Source organism: Streptomyces pratensis (assembly GCF_037137275.1).
In the GTDB taxonomy this organism is placed as follows: Bacteria; Actinomycetota; Actinomycetes; order Streptomycetales; family Streptomycetaceae; genus Streptomyces; species Streptomyces pratensis_B.
On record NZ_JBBBEN010000100.1, the window covers coordinates 58,798 to 74,676 of the forward strand.

16 protein-coding genes are annotated in these 15,879 nt (G+C 71.4%); 7 read left to right on the top strand and 9 right to left on the bottom strand.

What is annotated here, in order from left to right; translation table 11 throughout:
* The first annotated feature begins 37 nt into the window (after positions 1-37).
* The 3 genes from V9U70_RS25695 to V9U70_RS25705 all read left to right on the top strand — a co-directional run bounded on the left by V9U70_RS25695 (position 38) and on the right by V9U70_RS25705 (position 1,978).
* On the top strand, positions 38-565 hold the full coding sequence (locus tag V9U70_RS25695; RefSeq protein ID WP_336678988.1) for a phage holin family protein: 528 nt from the start codon (positions 38-40) through the stop codon (positions 563-565).
* Positions 562-1,659, top strand: coding sequence for an alpha/beta fold hydrolase (locus V9U70_RS25700; protein WP_336678990.1), 1,098 nt, complete (start codon positions 562-564; stop codon positions 1,657-1,659). Before V9U70_RS25695 ends, V9U70_RS25700 begins: the two co-directional genes overlap by 4 nt.
* Before the next feature lie 115 nt (positions 1,660-1,774).
* Complete coding sequence (locus V9U70_RS25705) at positions 1,775-1,978, top strand: hypothetical protein (RefSeq protein WP_336678992.1); 204 nt, start codon at positions 1,775-1,777, stop codon at positions 1,976-1,978.
* A gap of 249 nt (positions 1,979-2,227) precedes the next feature.
* Here the strand turns inward: V9U70_RS25705 and V9U70_RS25710 are convergent, their stop codons facing one another.
* The 3 genes from V9U70_RS25710 to nth form a co-directional block, all read right to left on the bottom strand.
* Entirely contained in the window at positions 2,228-3,433 is a 1,206-nt protein-coding gene (locus V9U70_RS25710) for a MarP family serine protease (RefSeq protein ID WP_336678994.1), read from the bottom strand.
* 91 nt (positions 3,434-3,524) lie between these two features.
* Positions 3,525-4,403 (bottom strand): NUDIX hydrolase, encoded by an 879-nt coding sequence (locus V9U70_RS25715; RefSeq protein WP_419724030.1) that lies wholly within the window; start codon positions 4,401-4,403, stop codon positions 3,525-3,527.
* A 145-nt stretch (positions 4,404-4,548) separates the two neighbouring features.
* Positions 4,549-5,418 carry an endonuclease III gene (nth, locus tag V9U70_RS25720; protein WP_336678998.1) on the bottom strand — a complete coding sequence of 290 codons (870 nt, stop codon included), beginning with the start codon at positions 5,416-5,418 and terminating at the stop codon, positions 4,549-4,551.
* Between the two features lie 370 nt (positions 5,419-5,788).
* Here nth and V9U70_RS25725 point away from each other — a divergent pair, with 370 nt between their 5' ends.
* Positions 5,789-6,463 carry a Crp/Fnr family transcriptional regulator gene (locus V9U70_RS25725; protein ID WP_018958851.1) on the top strand — a complete coding sequence of 225 codons (675 nt, stop codon included), beginning with the start codon at positions 5,789-5,791 and terminating at the stop codon, positions 6,461-6,463.
* Positions 6,464-6,762: 299 nt separating this feature from the next.
* Here the strand turns inward: V9U70_RS25725 and V9U70_RS25730 are convergent, their stop codons facing one another.
* The 4 genes from V9U70_RS25730 to V9U70_RS25745 form a co-directional block, all read right to left on the bottom strand.
* Positions 6,763-7,611 carry an MBL fold metallo-hydrolase gene (locus V9U70_RS25730; protein ID WP_336679000.1) on the bottom strand — a complete coding sequence of 283 codons (849 nt, stop codon included), beginning with the start codon at positions 7,609-7,611 and terminating at the stop codon, positions 6,763-6,765.
* Positions 7,608-8,504 carry an NUDIX hydrolase gene (locus V9U70_RS25735; protein WP_336679002.1) on the bottom strand — a complete coding sequence of 299 codons (897 nt, stop codon included), beginning with the start codon at positions 8,502-8,504 and terminating at the stop codon, positions 7,608-7,610. Before V9U70_RS25735 ends, V9U70_RS25730 begins: the two co-directional genes overlap by 4 nt.
* 296 nt (positions 8,505-8,800) lie before the next feature.
* Complete coding sequence (locus tag V9U70_RS25740) at positions 8,801-9,271, bottom strand: RidA family protein (RefSeq protein WP_336679004.1); 471 nt, start codon at positions 9,269-9,271, stop codon at positions 8,801-8,803.
* Positions 9,271-9,429, bottom strand: a complete 159-nt coding sequence (locus tag V9U70_RS25745; RefSeq protein ID WP_019992579.1) for a Sp36 family protein — start codon at positions 9,427-9,429, stop codon at positions 9,271-9,273. Before V9U70_RS25745 ends, V9U70_RS25740 begins: the two co-directional genes overlap by 1 nt.
* A 72-nt stretch (positions 9,430-9,501) precedes the next feature.
* Between V9U70_RS25745 and bagA the strand changes: the two genes are divergently transcribed.
* Both bagA and bagB read left to right on the top strand, forming a co-directional pair.
* Positions 9,502-10,476: an ATPase BagA gene (gene bagA, locus V9U70_RS25750; protein ID WP_336679013.1), complete on the top strand. Its 975-nt coding sequence runs from the start codon at positions 9,502-9,504 to the stop codon at positions 10,474-10,476.
* Positions 10,473-12,071, top strand: coding sequence for an ATPase BagB (gene bagB, locus V9U70_RS25755; protein WP_336679015.1), 1,599 nt, complete (start codon positions 10,473-10,475; stop codon positions 12,069-12,071). The genes bagA and bagB overlap by 4 nt, the downstream gene beginning before the upstream one ends.
* Before the next feature lie 225 nt (positions 12,072-12,296).
* Here bagB and V9U70_RS25760 read toward each other — a convergent pair whose 3' ends face one another.
* Entirely contained in the window at positions 12,297-12,647 is a 351-nt protein-coding gene (locus V9U70_RS25760) for a WhiB family transcriptional regulator (protein ID WP_336679017.1), read from the bottom strand.
* A gap of 457 nt (positions 12,648-13,104) precedes the next feature.
* The gene (locus V9U70_RS25765; RefSeq protein WP_336679019.1) at positions 13,105-13,422 is read right to left on the bottom strand and encodes a hypothetical protein; all 318 of its coding nucleotides are present in this window, start codon (positions 13,420-13,422) and stop codon (positions 13,105-13,107) included.
* A gap of 185 nt (positions 13,423-13,607) precedes the next feature.
* Between V9U70_RS25765 and V9U70_RS25770 the strand changes: the two genes are divergently transcribed.
* Positions 13,608-15,848, top strand: a complete 2,241-nt coding sequence (locus tag V9U70_RS25770) for a transglycosylase domain-containing protein (protein WP_336679021.1) — start codon at positions 13,608-13,610, stop codon at positions 15,846-15,848.
* Positions 15,849-15,879 lie beyond the last annotated feature (31 nt).

The following is a 15,879-nucleotide window of genomic DNA, read 5'->3' on the forward strand; positions in this document are numbered from 1 at the left end:
GACACCAGATGTGACGAAGACGGAGAGGGAGTCAGGGATGAGCGACCCCGGCAACTACGCGGGCAGTGCCGACCGCAGCATCGGGCAGCTGGTCGCCTCGGCGACGGCCGAGATGTCCGCGCTGGTGCACGACGAGATCGCCCTGGCCAAGGCGGAGGTGCGGCAGGACGTCAAGCGCGGAGCGATCGGCAGCGTGGCGTTCGTCGTCGCCGGTGTGCTGCTCCTGTTCACGATGCCGATGCTGAGCTTCGCCGCGGCGTACGGAATCCACAACCTGGGCATGGGCCTGGCGTGGTCGTTCCTGATCGTGGCGGGCGGGTTCGTTCTCCTGGCGGCCCTGCTGGGGCTGATCGGCTATCGCAAGTTCAAGAAGGTCAAGCCGCCGCAGAAGTCGATCGCCTCGGCCAAGCAGACCGCCGCCGTCCTGCAGAGCGCGAAGCCGCACCCGCGCCCGTCCCTCCGTGCCGACGCGATCATCGAGCGCTCCGGCAGCACCCTGGCGAAGAACGTCGAGGACCGCACCGGTCAGGACGGGGCCGCCGCTGTGGCACGCTCCTCCACATGACGGTTCCCGATTCCAGTGCGTTCGACCCGATGGGCCCGGTGGGCCCCCAGGGACCGGCCGTCCCAGCGGATTCACCAGCCATGAGCCCGGCTGACCCGCGGGGAGGCCGGCCCCCGGCCGGGGAGCCGGCCCCGCGTGGGGCCGACCGCCCGGCCGGACCGGTGAACCGGGCCGCCTCCGGGGGCCCGGTCCGCTTGGACGGCCCCTGGACGCACCGGGACGTGGCGGCCAACGGGGCGCGGTTCCACATCGCAGAGGCGGGCGACGGGCCTCTGGTGCTCCTTCTCCACGGCTTCCCGCAGTTCTGGTGGACCTGGCGCCACCAGATGACCGCGCTCGCGGACGCGGGCTTCCGCGCCGTGGCGATGGACCTGCGCGGGGTGGGCGGCAGCGACCGGACGCCCCGCGGTTACGACCCCGCCAACCTGGCACTCGACGTCACCGGGGTGATCCGCTCCCTCGGCGAGCCGGACGCGGCGCTCGTCGGCCACGACCTCGGCGGCTACCTCGCCTGGACGGCCGCCGTGATGCGGCCCAAGCTGGTCCGTCGGCTCGTCGTCTCCTCGATGCCGCACCCACGCCGCTGGCGCTCCTCGATGCTGTCCGACGTCGCACAGACGCGGGCGGGTTCGTACGTGTGGGGCTTCCAGCGGCCGTGGCTGCCGGAGCGCCGGCTCGTCGCGGACGACGCTGCCCTGGTCGGCCGTCTCATCGAGGAGTGGGCCGGGCCCCGGACCCCGGACTTCCCCGATCACCAGACCCTGGACGTCTACCGGCGGGCGATGAGCATCCCCTCCACGGCCCACTGCTCGATCGAGCCGTACCGCTGGATGGTGCGGTCGATGGCGCGACCGGACGGGGCCCAGTTCAACCGGCGGATGAAGCGCCCGGTCCGGGTGCCCACCCTGCACCTCCACGGGTCACTCGATCCGGCGATCCGCACCCGGAGTTCGGCGGGGTCCGGCGAGTACGTCGAGGCGCCCTACAGGTGGCGACTTTTCGACGGTGTCGGGCACTTCCCTCACGAGGAGGACCCGATCGGTTTCTCCACCGAACTCATCAACTGGCTCAAGGACCCCGAGCCCGACCGGTAGCGCTCGGCCCCGCACGGGTACAGGTGGACGCCGGGCAGCCAATTGCCTGCCGCATAGGCCGATTGGCTGACGCGCGCACGATTACCGACCATGAGTCAGGGGCAGACGTCGGGGTATGGGCTGGACGCACGACTTCACTGACGAAGCACGCAACCGCCGCTCCACCGCGACTGCCGGTGTGGGCATTCATGAAGGGGGCGGCCCCAGCGGCCGGGTCCGCGATGTGCACGACCTCCACGATCCCCGACTCGGGATTCCGCGCATTCTCCGCCGTCGGGCCCGCTGGGTCTCCGCGCGACTCCGCCACCCCCGTAACTGACCCCTCCTGGTCCCTGCCCCACCCGTCCACCGAACCCCGCCCCGGTCCCGTCGGCTGCCTGCCGGTCTTCCGGACTGCCGGTCTTTCCGCCTGCCTGACCCGGCGGGGTCATCACTGGACGAAGCGGTGCGGTGCCGGACGGTACGCAAGAGGTCTCGGAGCAGCGCGGAAGAGCTCTGGGAGCGGTACGGAACAGTGGGCCCCGGGGGGATTCGGCACCCTGACGCCGCCCCGCAGGGCCCCGCCCTCCTACAGGGCGCAGCCCTGGCTGTCGACCTGCTGGTTGGCCGTGCGGCCGATCTCGATGTCCTCGCGGATCTCATCGGCCGTCAACGCGTAACCGGTGTCCGGGTCGTCGAGCGACTTGGCGAACACCACCCCGTACACCTTGCCTTCCGGAGTGAGCAGCGGGCCGCCCGAGTTGCCCTGACGCACCGTCGCGTAGAGGGAGTACACGTCGCGGCGGACGGTGCCCCGGCGGTAGATGTCCGGGCCGTCGGCGTCGATGCGGGCGCGGATGCGCGCCGAGCGCACGTCGTAGGCGCCGTTCTCGGGGAAGCCCGCGACGATCGCGCTGTCGCTGCTTCGCGCGTCGTCGTCCGCGTCGGTGAACTCCAGCGGCCTGGCCTTGAGGTCGGGGACGTCCAGGACCGCGATGTCGCGCTGCCAGTCGTAGAGGACCACCTTCGCGTCGTAGAGCCGGCCCTCGCCGCCGATCTGGACCGTGGGCTCGTCGACGCCGCCGACGACGTGGGCGTTGGTCATGACGCGGCGTTCGGAGAAGACGAAGCCGGTGCCTTCGAGGACCTTGCCGCAGCTCGGGGCCGTCCCCACGACCTTGACGATCGACTTCTTGGCGCGCGCGGCGACCGGGCTGCCCACCAACGCCGGGTCCGGGGCCTTGACCTCGGTGATCGGCTCGTTGGCGAACGGACTGAAGACCTGCGGGAAACCGTTCTGCGCCAGGACCGAGGAGAAGTCGTCGAACCAGTTCGGCGCCTGTGGGGGCATCACCCGGTCGACCCCGAGGAGGACCGAGGAGTTGCGGACCTGTTTACCGAGGGTCGGCAGCGTCGTGCCGGCCAGCAGCAGGCCGATCATCCAGGCCACCAGCAGCATGGCCACCACGTTGACCAGGGCGCCGCCGGTGGCGTCCAGGGCGCGCGCGGGCGACCACGTGATGTGCCTGCGGAGCCTGTTGCCGAGGTGGGTGGTGAAGGCCTGGCCCACCGAGGCGCAGACGATCACGATCACGACAGCGACGATGGCAGCCGCTGAGGAGACCTCGGACCCCTCGGTCACCCGGTCCCAGATGATCGGCAGCAGGTAGACGGCGACGAGACCGCCCCCCAGGAAACCGATCACCGACAGGATTCCGACGACGAAACCCTGGCGGTAGCCGATGACCGCGAACCACACGGCGCCGAGCAGCAGCAGGATGTCCAGCACGTTCACCGTCTGTAGCCTCGCACTTTCGTCACCTGGCCCGCCGGTGTCGACGGGGTCCGGGCGGGGCCCGGAGCAGCGCAGCAGGGGAGCCAGCGTGTCATGAGCGCCAGTCGAGCGGCACCTGTCTGGTCCGGTCCCACGGGCGTTCCCATCCCGCGTAGTGCATGATCCGGTCGATCACTCCGGCTGTGAAACCCCAGACCAGAGCCGATTCGACCAGGAATGCCGGGCCTGTGTGGCCGCTGGGGTGCACCGCTGTGGCCCGGTTGGCGGGGTCCGTGAGATCCGCCACCGGAACGGTGAAGACCCGGGCCGTCTCGGCCGGATCGACCACCCCGACGGGGCTCGGCGCGCGCCACCAGCCGAGCACCGGCGTCACGACGAAGCTGCTGACCGGGATGTACAGCCGGGGCAGCACCCCGAAGACCTGGACGCCCCGGGGGTCGAGGCCGGTCTCCTCCTCTGCCTCGCGCAGCGCCGCCCGCAACGGGCCGGTGGTGGCCTGGTCCCCGTCCCCGGGGTCCAGCGCGCCGCCGGGGAAGGACGGCTGCCCCGCATGGGAGCGCAGGGTCCCCGAACGCTCCATGAGCAGCAGCTCGGGCCCCCGCTCCCCGTCGCCGAACAGGACCAGGACGGCGGACTGCCGGCCCGCCCCGTCCTCGGGCGGCAGGAAGCGGCTCAGCTGCTGGGGCCGGAGGCTGCGCGCGGCACGGGCCACGGGGTCGAGCCATGCGGGCAGGCCGTCCGTGGTCACAGCGACGGCCGCCCCGGGATCGGCCGCGCCGAGGGGGACCGTCGCCGGGGCCGCTCCGGGGGTGNGCCCCGGAGCGGCCCCGGCGCCCGGCCCGCGCGCTTCAGGGCCCTGCCCGTGCCCAGGGCCGGAACTGTCTCCCCGGCCTGCCCCGGGGCCGTCCCCCAGGCCGTCAGCAGCAACGCTCCGGGCCCGTGTCGTGCCCTGTGTGTGCGTGTGTGTCATAGGCACCCCCGTCGTTTCACAACGCCTGTCATCGGTCATTTCGTTCCGCGCCGTTCCGCGCCGTGCGGGTGCGTCGCGTACGGACGCACACCCGTGCGGATGCGTCCCGCACGGCTCCGCGCCGCCGTTCGAAGCCGTAGGGCCTTCACGCGGCTCCCAAGGCGGGAGCGGGACGGCCCGGGTAGTCCGGGGGCGGGCTGAGCCGCTGGCCCGGTTGGCCGCCCATCTCGTACTTCAGAAGCTTCCGCGCCTTCTCCGGGTCGGTCTCGCCCTCCCCGTACGAAGGGCAGAGCGGGGCGATGGGGCAGGCGCCGCAGGCCGGCTTGCGGGCGTGGCAGATCCGGCGGCCGTGGAACACCACGCGGTGCGAGAGCATCGTCCACTCGCTCCTGGGAAAGATGTCGGCGACCACCGCCTCGACCTTCACCGGGTCCTCCTCCTCCGTCCACTTCCAGCGCCGCACCAGCCGGCCGAAGTGGGTGTCGACCGTGATGCCGGGTACCCCGAACGCGTTGCCCAGCACCACGTTGGCGGTCTTGCGGCCGACGCCGGGCAGCTTGACGAGGTCGTCGAGGCGGCCCGGCACCTCGCCGCCGAACTCGTCGCGGAGCGCGGCCGACAGGCCCAGCAGCGACTTCGTCTTGGCCCGGAAGAAGCCGGTCGGCCGGATGATCTCCTCCATCTCCTCCGGCACGGCCGCGGCCATGTCCTCCGGGGTGGGGTAGGCGGCGAAGAGCGCGGGGGTGGTCTGGTTGACCCTCAGGTCGGTGGTCTGGGCGGAGAGGACCGTGGCCACGAGGAGCTCGAAGGGGTTGCGGAAGTCCAGCTCGGGGTGGGCGTACGGATAGATCTCGGCGAGTTCGCGGTTGATCCGGCGCGCCCTGCGGACCATCGCGAGGCGCGACTCCGCCTTCGGCGTCCTGCGTGACCGCGACCGCGACCCGGCACCGGTTCCGGGCTCGGGTGTGCCGGGCGACGTGCCGGGCTCGGGTGTGCCGGGCGTTGACGATGACACTGTGGACCTCCTGGGCGTCTTCCGAAGCGGCCCCACCGGCTCTCCGGGGGGACCGGACACGTCTTTGGGGGAGCCATTCGCGGCACTCTTCGGGTCCGTCCGAGGCTGTTCGCCCACAGCGGAATCACGGCCTTCCGATGGCTCGCGAACCCCCTCGACCTGCGTTCTCCCCGGCGTTCTGGGCACCCGTCCAGCCTAGAGCCAGCCGCCGACAACCACGCCTGTCACCGCACATCCACCCCCGATCGGCCCCCTGCCGTAGGGACCGGTGCCCCCGTGCGTCAAACTGGTTTGTGATTGATCGCACTGTTTTACCGTCCGGCATGATGGGGACCACGGTTCCCTGGACAGGCCGACAAGGAGAGAACTCGTGGACGACGTTCTGCGGCGCGCCCCGCTTTTCGCGGCGCTCGATGACGAGCAGGCCGCGGAGCTCCGCGCCTCGATGAGTGAGGTGACCCTCGCGCGCGGAGACGCGCTGTTCCACGAGGGCGACCAGGGAGACCGCCTGTACGTGGTCACCGAGGGCAAGGTGAAGCTCCACCGCACCTCGCCCGACGGGCGCGAGAACATGCTGGCGGTCCTGGGCCCCGGCGAGCTGATCGGGGAGCTGTCGCTCTTCGACCCGGGCCCGCGTACGGCGACGGCCAGCGCCCTGACCGAGGTCAAGCTCCTCGGCCTGGGCCACGGAGACCTGCAGCCCTGGCTGAACGTCCGGCCGGAGGTGGCCACCGCCCTGCTGCGCGCGGTCGCCCGGCGGCTGCGCAAGACCAACGACCAGATGTCCGACCTGGTCTTCTCCGATGTGCCGGGCCGTGTCGCCCGCGCCCTTCTGGACCTGTCGCGCCGCTTCGGCGTCCAGTCGGAGGAGGGCATCCACGTCGTGCACGACCTCACTCAGGAGGAGCTGGCCCAGCTGGTCGGAGCCTCCCGCGAGACGGTCAACAAGGCACTGGCGGACTTCGCGGGCCGCGGCTGGCTCCGACTGGAGGCCCGCGCGGTCATCCTGCTGGACGTCGAGCGGCTGGCGAAGCGCTCGCGCTGACCCCGCACGAGGCCGGGCCCCGCTGACCGGCCCGGAGCAGGCAGGGGCCGCGCCCCGGCCCACGCACGCCGAGAGGCCGTGCTCACCCGGGTGAGCCGGACGGTCGCCCAGGCGCCCCCGGCCTCCGGCGCTGCGCCCAGGCCTCCGGCGGCCCGGGCGGCAGCGCCGCGCCCCGGTGAGCCGCGCCGACGCGCGGAGCCGGCCCCGCCGACCGGACGCCCGCGGCCGGCTCCGCGTGCGTCGAGGGCCCTGAGGCTCCGCGCTTTCGCTGTGCGGCCCCAGCGGCCAGGCCCGCGCCCCTACAGCCGCCCGTGCTTCTCGATCAGCCCGTGTTCGGTCAGGTATTCCAGCTGCGCCCGTACGGACAGCTCGGCGGCCGGCCAGAGGGACCGGTCCACATCGGCGTACACCTGGGCCACCACTGCCGACGGGGTGCGGTGCCCGGCCTCCACCGCCGTCTCCACCTGGGCCAGCCGGTGAGCGCGGTGGGCCAGGTAGAACTCCACCGCCCCCTGCGCGTCCTCCAGCACCGGCCCGTGGCCCGGCAGCACCGTGTGGACGCCGTCGTCGACCGTCAGCGAACGCAGCCGCCGCAGCGAGTCCAGATAGTCCCCGAGCCGCCCGTCCGGGTGCGCGACGACCGTCGTCCCGCGGCCGAGGACCGTGTCGCCCGTCAGCACCGCCCGGTCGGCGGGCAGATGGAACGAGAGCGAGTCCGCGGTGTGCCCCGGGGTGGGCACGACGCGCAGCTCCAGGCCGCCGGTCGTGATCACATCGCCCGCGGCCAGCCCCTCGTCCCCCAGCCGCAGCGCCGGGTCCAGCGCCCGTACCTTCGTCCCCGTCAGCTCGGCGAACCGGGCGGCGCCCTCCGCGTGGTCGGGATGTCCGTGGGTGAGCAGCGTGAGCCCGACGCGCCGCCCGCTCCGCTCCACCGTCGCGATCACGGCACGGAGGTGTACGTCGTCGAGCGGCCCGGGGTCGATGACGACCGCGAGGCCGGAGCCGGGCTCCGCCACGACCCAGGTGTTCGTGCCGTCCAGCGTCATGGCGGAGGCGTTGGGCGCCAGCACGTTGACCGCGCGGGCGGTCGCGGGCCCGGAGACCACGGTTCCGCGCGGCTGCCCCGGCAGGGCTGCTGCGTCGCTCATACGGCGCCGCCCCGGGCGTCGGACGTGGAGACGTGCCGGGTGAACTCGTCGTGTCCCGGCCAGGTCAGCACCAGCTCCCCACCCTCCAGGCGCGCCTGCGCGAGTACGGGGGTCATGTCCTGGTCGTCGGCCGCCCCGAGGGCCTCCGCGGCCGTCCCGTACGGCGTGAGCGCCCGCAGCGTCGACACCGTGGGCGGCATCATCGACAGGTCGCCCCGGTCGTAGCCGCGCACCGCCTCCGCCGGGGTGATCCACACCGAACGGTCGGCCTCTGTGGACACGTCACGGGTCCGCTGCCCCTCGGGGAGCGCCGCGACGAAGAACCAGGTGTCGTACCGCCTCGGTTCGAACTCCGGCGTGATCCATCGCGCCCACGCCCCCAGCAGGTCGGAGCGCAGCAGGAGGCCCCGCCGGTCCAGGAACTCCGCGAAGGACAGCTCACGGGCCACCAGCGCCTCCCGGTCGGCCTCCCACTCGGCCCCGGTCGTGTCGCCGACCACGGTCCCGGCGGTCGGCCCGGCGAGCAGCACCCCCGCCTCCTCGAACGTCTCGCGCACCGCCGCACAGACGACGGCCTGCGCCTCGGTGACGGTCGCCACGCCCAGCCGGCCGGCCCAGTGCTCCAGGGAGGGCCCGGCCCACCCGATCAGCCGGTCGTCGTCGCGGGGGTCCACTCCGCCGCCCGGGTAGGCGTACGCGCCCCCGGCGAAGGCCATGGAGGCACGGCGACGGAGCATGTGCACGACGGGCCCGCCCGCGCCGCCCCGCTCCCCCGGGTCGCGGAGCAGCATCACCGTGGCGGCCCGCCGGGGTTCCACGGCCGTCAGCTCACCGGAGGCCAGGGCCCGTATCCGCTCGGGCCATTCCGGGGGGTACCACTGACCTTGAGACATGGCCGGAGGTTATCCGGAACCGCGCCGATGTTCGAGGGGCACAGGGGCTTCAGCGCGCCCCTGAGGCCCTCCGCGCCCGGCCCACCCGGTCGCCCGCCCCGCCCCGGTCACCCGGGTCCGGTGGCCCCGTACACGCCGAGATCCCGCCCGGTCACAGATCCGGGCGGGATCTCGGCGGAGGCCTAAGCGGCTGCGGTCGGCGCAGTCGGCCGAGCGCCCGCGCCACCTGCCGGGCGCCGCCCACCGCTTCCCGCTCGCCGGCTGTCGGCTCAGGTCCCCGCTCGCCGGCTGTCAGCTCAGTCGTCGACCAGCTCGACCTGGACCTCAACCTCGACCGGCGCGTCCAGGGGCAGTACGGCCACGCCCACGGCGCTGCGGGCGTGCACGCCCTTGTCGCCGAGGACCGCGCCCAGCAGCTCGCTGGCACCGTTGATCACGGCGGGCTGGCCGGTGAAGTCGGAGGCCGAGGCGACGAAGCCCACGACCTTCACCACACGCTCGATGCGGTCCAGGTCGCCGGCGATCGACTTCACGGCGGCCAGGGCGTTGAGCGCGCAGGTCTTCGCGAGCTCCTTCGCCTCGTCCGGGGTGACCTCGGCGCCGACCTTGCCGGTGACGGCGAGCTTGCCGTCCACCATCGGCAGCTGACCGGAGGTGTAGACGTACACCCCGGACCGCACAGCCGGCTGGTAAGAGGCCAGCGGCGGCACGACGGCGGGCAGGGTCAGGCCGAGCTCGGCGAGCCGCGCCTCGACGGCGCCCGCCACTACGGCTTCTCCCGCTTCAGGTAGGCCACGAGCTGTTCGGGGTTGTTCGGGCCGGGGACGACCTGGACCAGCTCCCAGCCGTCCTCGCCCCAGGTGTCCAGAATCTGCTTGGTCGCGTGCACGAGAAGCGGCACGGTCGCGTATTCCCACTTGGTCATGGGCCCGACTGTAATGCCTGGCACGTACGGTCCCGTGCGTAGGCCGGGGCTCGACTGGTTAGGCTCGAATACGTGAGCAGGTTCCAGGTCGTCAGCGGCAAGGGCGGTACCGGTAAGACCACGGTCGCCGCCGCCCTCGCGCTCGCCCTCGCGGCCGAGGGCAAGCGCACCCTCCTCGTCGAGGTCGAGGGCAGGCAGGGCATCGCCCAGCTCTTCGATTCCGACGCACTCCCCTACGAGGAGCGCAAGCTCGCCGTCGCGCCCGGCGGCGGCGAGGTGTACGCGCTGGCGATCGACGCCGAACGCGCGCTCCTCGACTACCTCCAGATGTTCTACAAGCTCGGCGGAGCGGGCCGGGCGCTGAAGAAGCTCGGCGCGATCGACTTCGCCACCACCATCGCCCCCGGCGTCCGGGACGTCCTGCTGACCGGCAAGGCGTGCGAAGCCGTACGCCGCAAGGACAAGCAGGGCCGGTTCGTCTACGACCACGTGGTCATGGACGCCCCTCCGACCGGCCGCATCACCCGTTTCCTGAACGTCAACGACGAGGTGGCCGGGCTCGCGAGGATCGGCCCGATACACAACCAGGCCCAGGCCGTGATGCGGGTGCTGAAGTCCCCGCAGACCGCCGTCCACCTGGTGACGCTCCTGGAGGAGATGCCGGTCCAGGAGACCGCGGACGGCATCGCCGAACTGCGCGCCGCCGAACTGCCCGTGGGCCGCGTCATCGTGAACATGGTGCGCCCGCACGTGCTGGACGAGGACGCCCTGCGCACCGCGGCGGGCGGGCGTCGCAAGGAGATCGCCAAGACGCTGACCCGGGCAGGGGTGACCGGCTCCGCCGCTCTCGTGCGCCCGCTGGTCGAGCAGGCGGCGGAACACGCCGAGCGGGTCGGCCTGGAGCGGGAGCAGCGGGCCGTGCTGGCCGGCCTGGGGCTGCCGACGGCCGAGCTGCCGCTGGTCGGCGACGGGATGGACCTCGCCGCGCTGCACGATCTGGCCGTGGAGCTCCGGAAACAGGGCGCGGCGGAAGAGAGGGACGTATGACACCGGTCACGCCCGGCAGGGCCCGCGGCACGTCCGCCGACCCGTCGCCCGCCGCTCGGTCGGCGGACGACGGGCTGGACACCGACGCGCTGCTGGACGACCCGGGCATCCGGATCGTCGTGTGCTGCGGTTCCGGCGGGGTCGGCAAGACCACGACCGCCGCCGCGCTCGGCGTACGGGCGGCGGAGCGCGGCCGCAAGGTCGTCGTCCTCACCATCGACCCGGCCCGCCGGCTCGCCCAGTCCATGGGCATCGACCGGCTGGACAACATCCCCCGCAGAGTCGACGGCATCGCGGGCGACGGCGAACTGCACGCCATGATGCTCGACATGAAGCGGACCTTCGACGAGACCGTCGAGGCGCACGCGGACGCCGAACGGGCCCGCGCGATCCTGGAGAACCCCTTCTACCAGTCGCTGTCCTCCGGCTTCGCCGGGACGCAGGAGTACATGGCGATGGAGAAGCTCGGGCAGCTGCGGGCCCGCGACGAGTGGGATCTGATCATCGTCGACACCCCTCCCTCGCGCTCCGCGCTGGACTTCCTGGACGCGCCGAAGCGGCTCGGTTCGTTCCTCGACGGGAAGTTCATCCGGCTGCTGACGGCCCCCGCCAAGGTGGGCGGCCGGGCGGGCATGAAGTTCCTCAATGTCGGTATGTCGATGATGAGCGGAACGCTGGGCAAACTGCTGGGCGGCCAGTTCCTGGGGGACGTCCAGACCTTCGTCGCCGCGATGGACACCATGTTCGGCGGCTTCCGCAGCCGCGCCGACGCCACCTACAAGCTGCTCCAGGCGCCCGGCACGGCCTTCCTCGTGGTGGCGACCCCGGAGCAGGACGCGCTGCGCGAGGCCGCCTACTTCGTGGAACGGCTGGCCGCGGAGGACATGCCGCTGGCCGGCCTCGTCCTCAACCGGGTGCATGGGAGCGAGGCATCACGGCTCTCCGCCGAGCAGGCCCTGACGGCCGCAGAAAATCTTGACGCCGCCCGCATGGTGGATCAGGGGACAGGGAAGGCTGACCTTGGTGACCGGGTGGCCCCCGACCCGGCGGTCACCGCCCCCGGAACGACCGATCCGCCACGCTCCGCCGCGAAGGGGCGTCAGCTCGAAGCGGAGCACGCGCCCCGGCCCGAACAGACGACCGACCGCCCCGCGACCACGCCCGAGAGCGACCAGGACGAGACCAGTCAGGACGGCCCGAGCACCCATGCGGGTGACGCCACTGCCCGGGACGGTGCCGCTGCCGACGGCGACAGCTCCGTCAGGGACGACGGAAGTGCCCCCGATGCACAGGACGTCGACAGCGAGAGCGTCGATACCGAGACCAGGGACACCGGGATCAGTGACACCGGGATCAGTGACGCCGGGGGGGTCGGCGTCGAGGAACTGACGGCCGGCCTGCTGCGGCTGCACGCCGAGCGCATGCAGGTCGTCGCCCGCGAGCACCGCACCCGCGACCGGTTCACGGCACAGCATCCGGAGGTGCCGGTGACCACCGTGGCGGCGCTGGCCGGTGACGTGCACGATCTGGACGGCCTCCGGGCCATCGGCACCCGCCTCGCGGCCGGTTCCGGGCCGACTCCGGCGGGAGCGTAAGCCCCTGGCGCAGGAGCCGTTCAACCTCCCGGAGGGCGCGGTCACCCGTAGGCCTACGAGGCACAGGCAGGCGTACGCACGCTTTCCGCGGTTCGCCCGGCCCGCGTGATCGCCTTCCGGAGCTTGCGGACGGCGGCCGGGCCGGCCCTGTACGGCTGACGCCGTCCGAAGCGGTGCACCTCCCACAGCACCCCGCTCCGGTCTGCCTCTCCGCCGAGCACCCGCCTACCCCACGGCGGCGTACGTCTCGTGCAGCTCCTCGCCCTCCAACTCGATCACGCCGGGCAGGATGCCGGTGGACCGCTCGTACTCACTACGCGCGGTCTCCAGCAGTCGACGCCAGGACGTGACGGTCGGCCGACGGCGCAGGAGCGCGCGGCGCTCCCGTTCCGTCATGCCGCCCCACACACCGAACTCGACGCGATTGTCCAGCGCGTCGGCCAGGCATTCGGTCCGCACCGGGCATCCGGTGCACACCGCCTTGGCCCTGTTCTGCGCTGCCCCTTGTACGAATAGTTCATCCGGATCGGTAGTGCGGCAGGCTGCCTGCGCACTCCAGTCGGTTACCCAGCCCATCCCGGCGCCGTCCTCTCCCGAATCGAGGCTCCCCCACGGCGGTAGCGGCATATTCACCGCTGCCAGTTGAGGACGTTACGGAAGGGGGGAACACCACAACACCCCCTTCGGGCCCAATCTTGAATGGTCCGAACGGACTATGCGTATGCGGCAGATCACCCAGGGGAGTGATGCGAGGACATGCGCGACCATCACCATCAAAACGGGACAGTCCACTCAAGTCGCAAGGGACTTTCCATGCCATACCGGGCTTTTCGGGGACGCCGTAGCGCATGCGGGAAGGGCCATGCGGCTGCGCGTCGGCCGGGTGAAGAATGACCAGAAGAAGCGCATGGGGTTGCGCGGGGCTTGATACGACGCCGGACTGCTGTGACAGTTGAGAGCAGCTTAGGCCAAGGCCTATACGCTTGTCCGGCGAATGGAAACGTAGACACCTCACGTTGCTACGCCGTCAAGTTCAGGGGGCGAGGCCTCCGTTCACCGCTCGGTCGTAGAGGCGCTGGTGCCACTCGTTGGAGTCCGGTCCGGGGCCGGTGGTCAGGACAGGGTTCGGGCCGGTCTCGATGAGGTGGAGGAGTGTCCAGGCGACGCCGTAGCAGTCGTCGCGGCCGAAGCAGGAAACGAGCGCCTTCGCCTCCTCTCCCGTGACCGGCCTGGCGATCGCGCGGAGCTGCTGGTCACGTCTGTCGATGTCTTCTTCGCTCGCGTCCCAATCGGGGAGTGGGCCGTCGGGGAGTGGGCCGTCGGCGACGAACGTCTGCACTTCGGCTCTCATGGACGAATGATCGGCTGCCTTCGTCCTACGTGACCGCCACCACCACTCGCACCAGACCGCGCACCGATCTACGTTGGGGCCTCCGTGGGGCCCGGCTGCACCTGGATGTCACGGTCTGGTACTCGAACGCTCCGAGAAGCCCATGCTCCTGCGGAACGCTCATAATTACGGATTAGGCTGCCCCCATGCCAAAGAACCGCTCGGGCGGAGGTCTCACCACGACCCAGCAGGCCGCCAAGTTCCTCGGTGTCGCCGCGCTCTCCGGAGCTGTGCTGGCAGGCATCGCGCTGCCCGCAGCCGGAGCACTGGGGCTCGCTGCCAAGGGGACGGTCGAAGGATTCGACGAGCTCCCCTCCAACCTCAAGACCCCGCCGCTCAGTCAGCGCACCACCATCCTGGACCGCGAGGGCGGCCCCATCGCGACGGTCTACTCCCGTGACCGTACGGTCGTCCCGCTCAAGGACATCTCGCCGTACATGCAGGACGCGATCATCGCGATCGAGGACTCCCGCTTCTACGAGCACGGAGCGGTCGACCTCAAGGGCATCCTGCGGGCGATGAACCGCAACGTACAGGTGGGCGGTACCGCGCAGGGCGCGTCCACCCTCACCCAGCAGTACGTGAAGAACGTGTTCGTCGAGGAAGCGGGCGACGACCCGGAGAAGGTCGCGGAGGCCACGCAGCAGACGCTCGGCCGCAAGATCCGCGAGCTGAAGTACGCGATCCAGGTCGAGGAAGAGCTCGGCAAGAAGAAGATCCTGGAGAACTACCTCAACATCACGTTCTTCGGGCAGCAGGCGTACGGCGTCGAGGCAGCGTCCCAGCGCTACTTCTCCAAGCACGCCAAGGACCTCAAGCTGGAGGAGGCCGCGCTGCTCGCCGGCCTCGTCCAGTCGCCGAGCCGCTACGACCCGGTCAACGACATCGAGGAAGCGACCAAGCGCCGCAACATCGTGCTGCAGCGGATGGCCGCGGTCGGCAGCGTCTCGAAGGCCGAGGCCGAGAAGGCCATGGAGACCCCGCTCGCACTGGAGGTCTCACGGCCCAAGAACGGCTGCATCACGGCCGTCAGCGGCTCCGGTTTCTTCTGCGACTACGTGCGCAAGACGATCCTGACCGACCCCGCCTTCGGCGAGACCGAAGAGGAGCGCGCCAAGCTCTGGAACCTCGGCGGGCTGACCGTCAGGACCACGCTGGACCCGCGGGCCCAGGAGGCCGCCAACGAGGCGGCGACCGCGAAGGTCAACAAGGACGACAAGTTCGCGGCGTCCGTGGTGCAGGTGGAGCCGGGCAGCGGCAAGATCCTCTCCATGGGCCAGTCCCGCCCGTACGGCCTGGACCAGAGCCAGAACGAGACCGTGCTCAACCTGGCCGTCAGCAACAAGATGGGCGGCAGCACGTACGGCTTCCAGGTCGGCTCGACCTTCAAGCCGTTCACCGCGGCGGCGGCACTGGAGAAGGGCATCAGCCCGGCGACGTCGTTCACGACGGACTGGAAGATGACCCTGAAGGAGGAGGACTTCACGAACTGCTCCGGCTCCCCCGCCGGATACGCGGACTGGCCCCTCCAGAACGAGCTGGAGTCCGAGAAGGGCACCTGGGACATGACGAGCGCGCTCGGCAAGTCCATCAACACCTACTTCGCGCTGCTGGAGCAGCAGGCCGGTCTATGCGAGACCGTGGAGATGGCGAAGAAGCTCGGCTACGAGCGCGGCGACGGCGAGAAGATCGGCGAGTACCCCTCGATCACCCTCGGCGGCGAGGTGAGCACCCCGCTCTCCATGGCCGGCGCGTACGCCGCGTTCGCCAATCGGGGCACGTACTGCACGCCGATCGCCATCGAGTCGATCACCGACCCGAACGACAAGAAGCTGAAGGTCCCCGAGACGAAGTGCTCGCGGGCGATGAGCGAGAAGACCGCGGACACCATCAACCAGATGCTCAAGGGCGTCGTCGAGGACGGCACCGGTACCCGGGCCGGACTCAGCGACCGGGACAACGCGGGCAAGACCGGTACGACCAACGACCGCAAGGACGCCTGGTTCGTCGGGTACACGCCGAACCTCTCCACGGCGGTGTGGGTGGGTGACGACATCGGCGAGAAGAGCAAGATGTTCGACGTCACCATCGGCGGCCAGTACTACCCCAAGGTCTGCGGCGGCTGCCTCCCCGGCCCGATCTGGCGCATCGCGATGACCGGCGCGCTGGACGCGTCCGAGACCCCCTCCTTCAACTCCGTCTCCGTCCCCCGGGCGAAGGACAAGGAGAAGGACAGGGACGAGGGCGGCCGGAACCGCGACCGGGGCGACGAGGACGCCAAGCCCGGCGACGGCGACCCGTTCCCCGGCCTCGGTCTCCCGGGCAGGACCGGCGACGGCGACGGCGGCCCGCGCGGTCGGCGCGGCGGCGCGACGAACGGCCCCTGACCGGCCCGGAGCCACAGGCGACAAGAGGGTG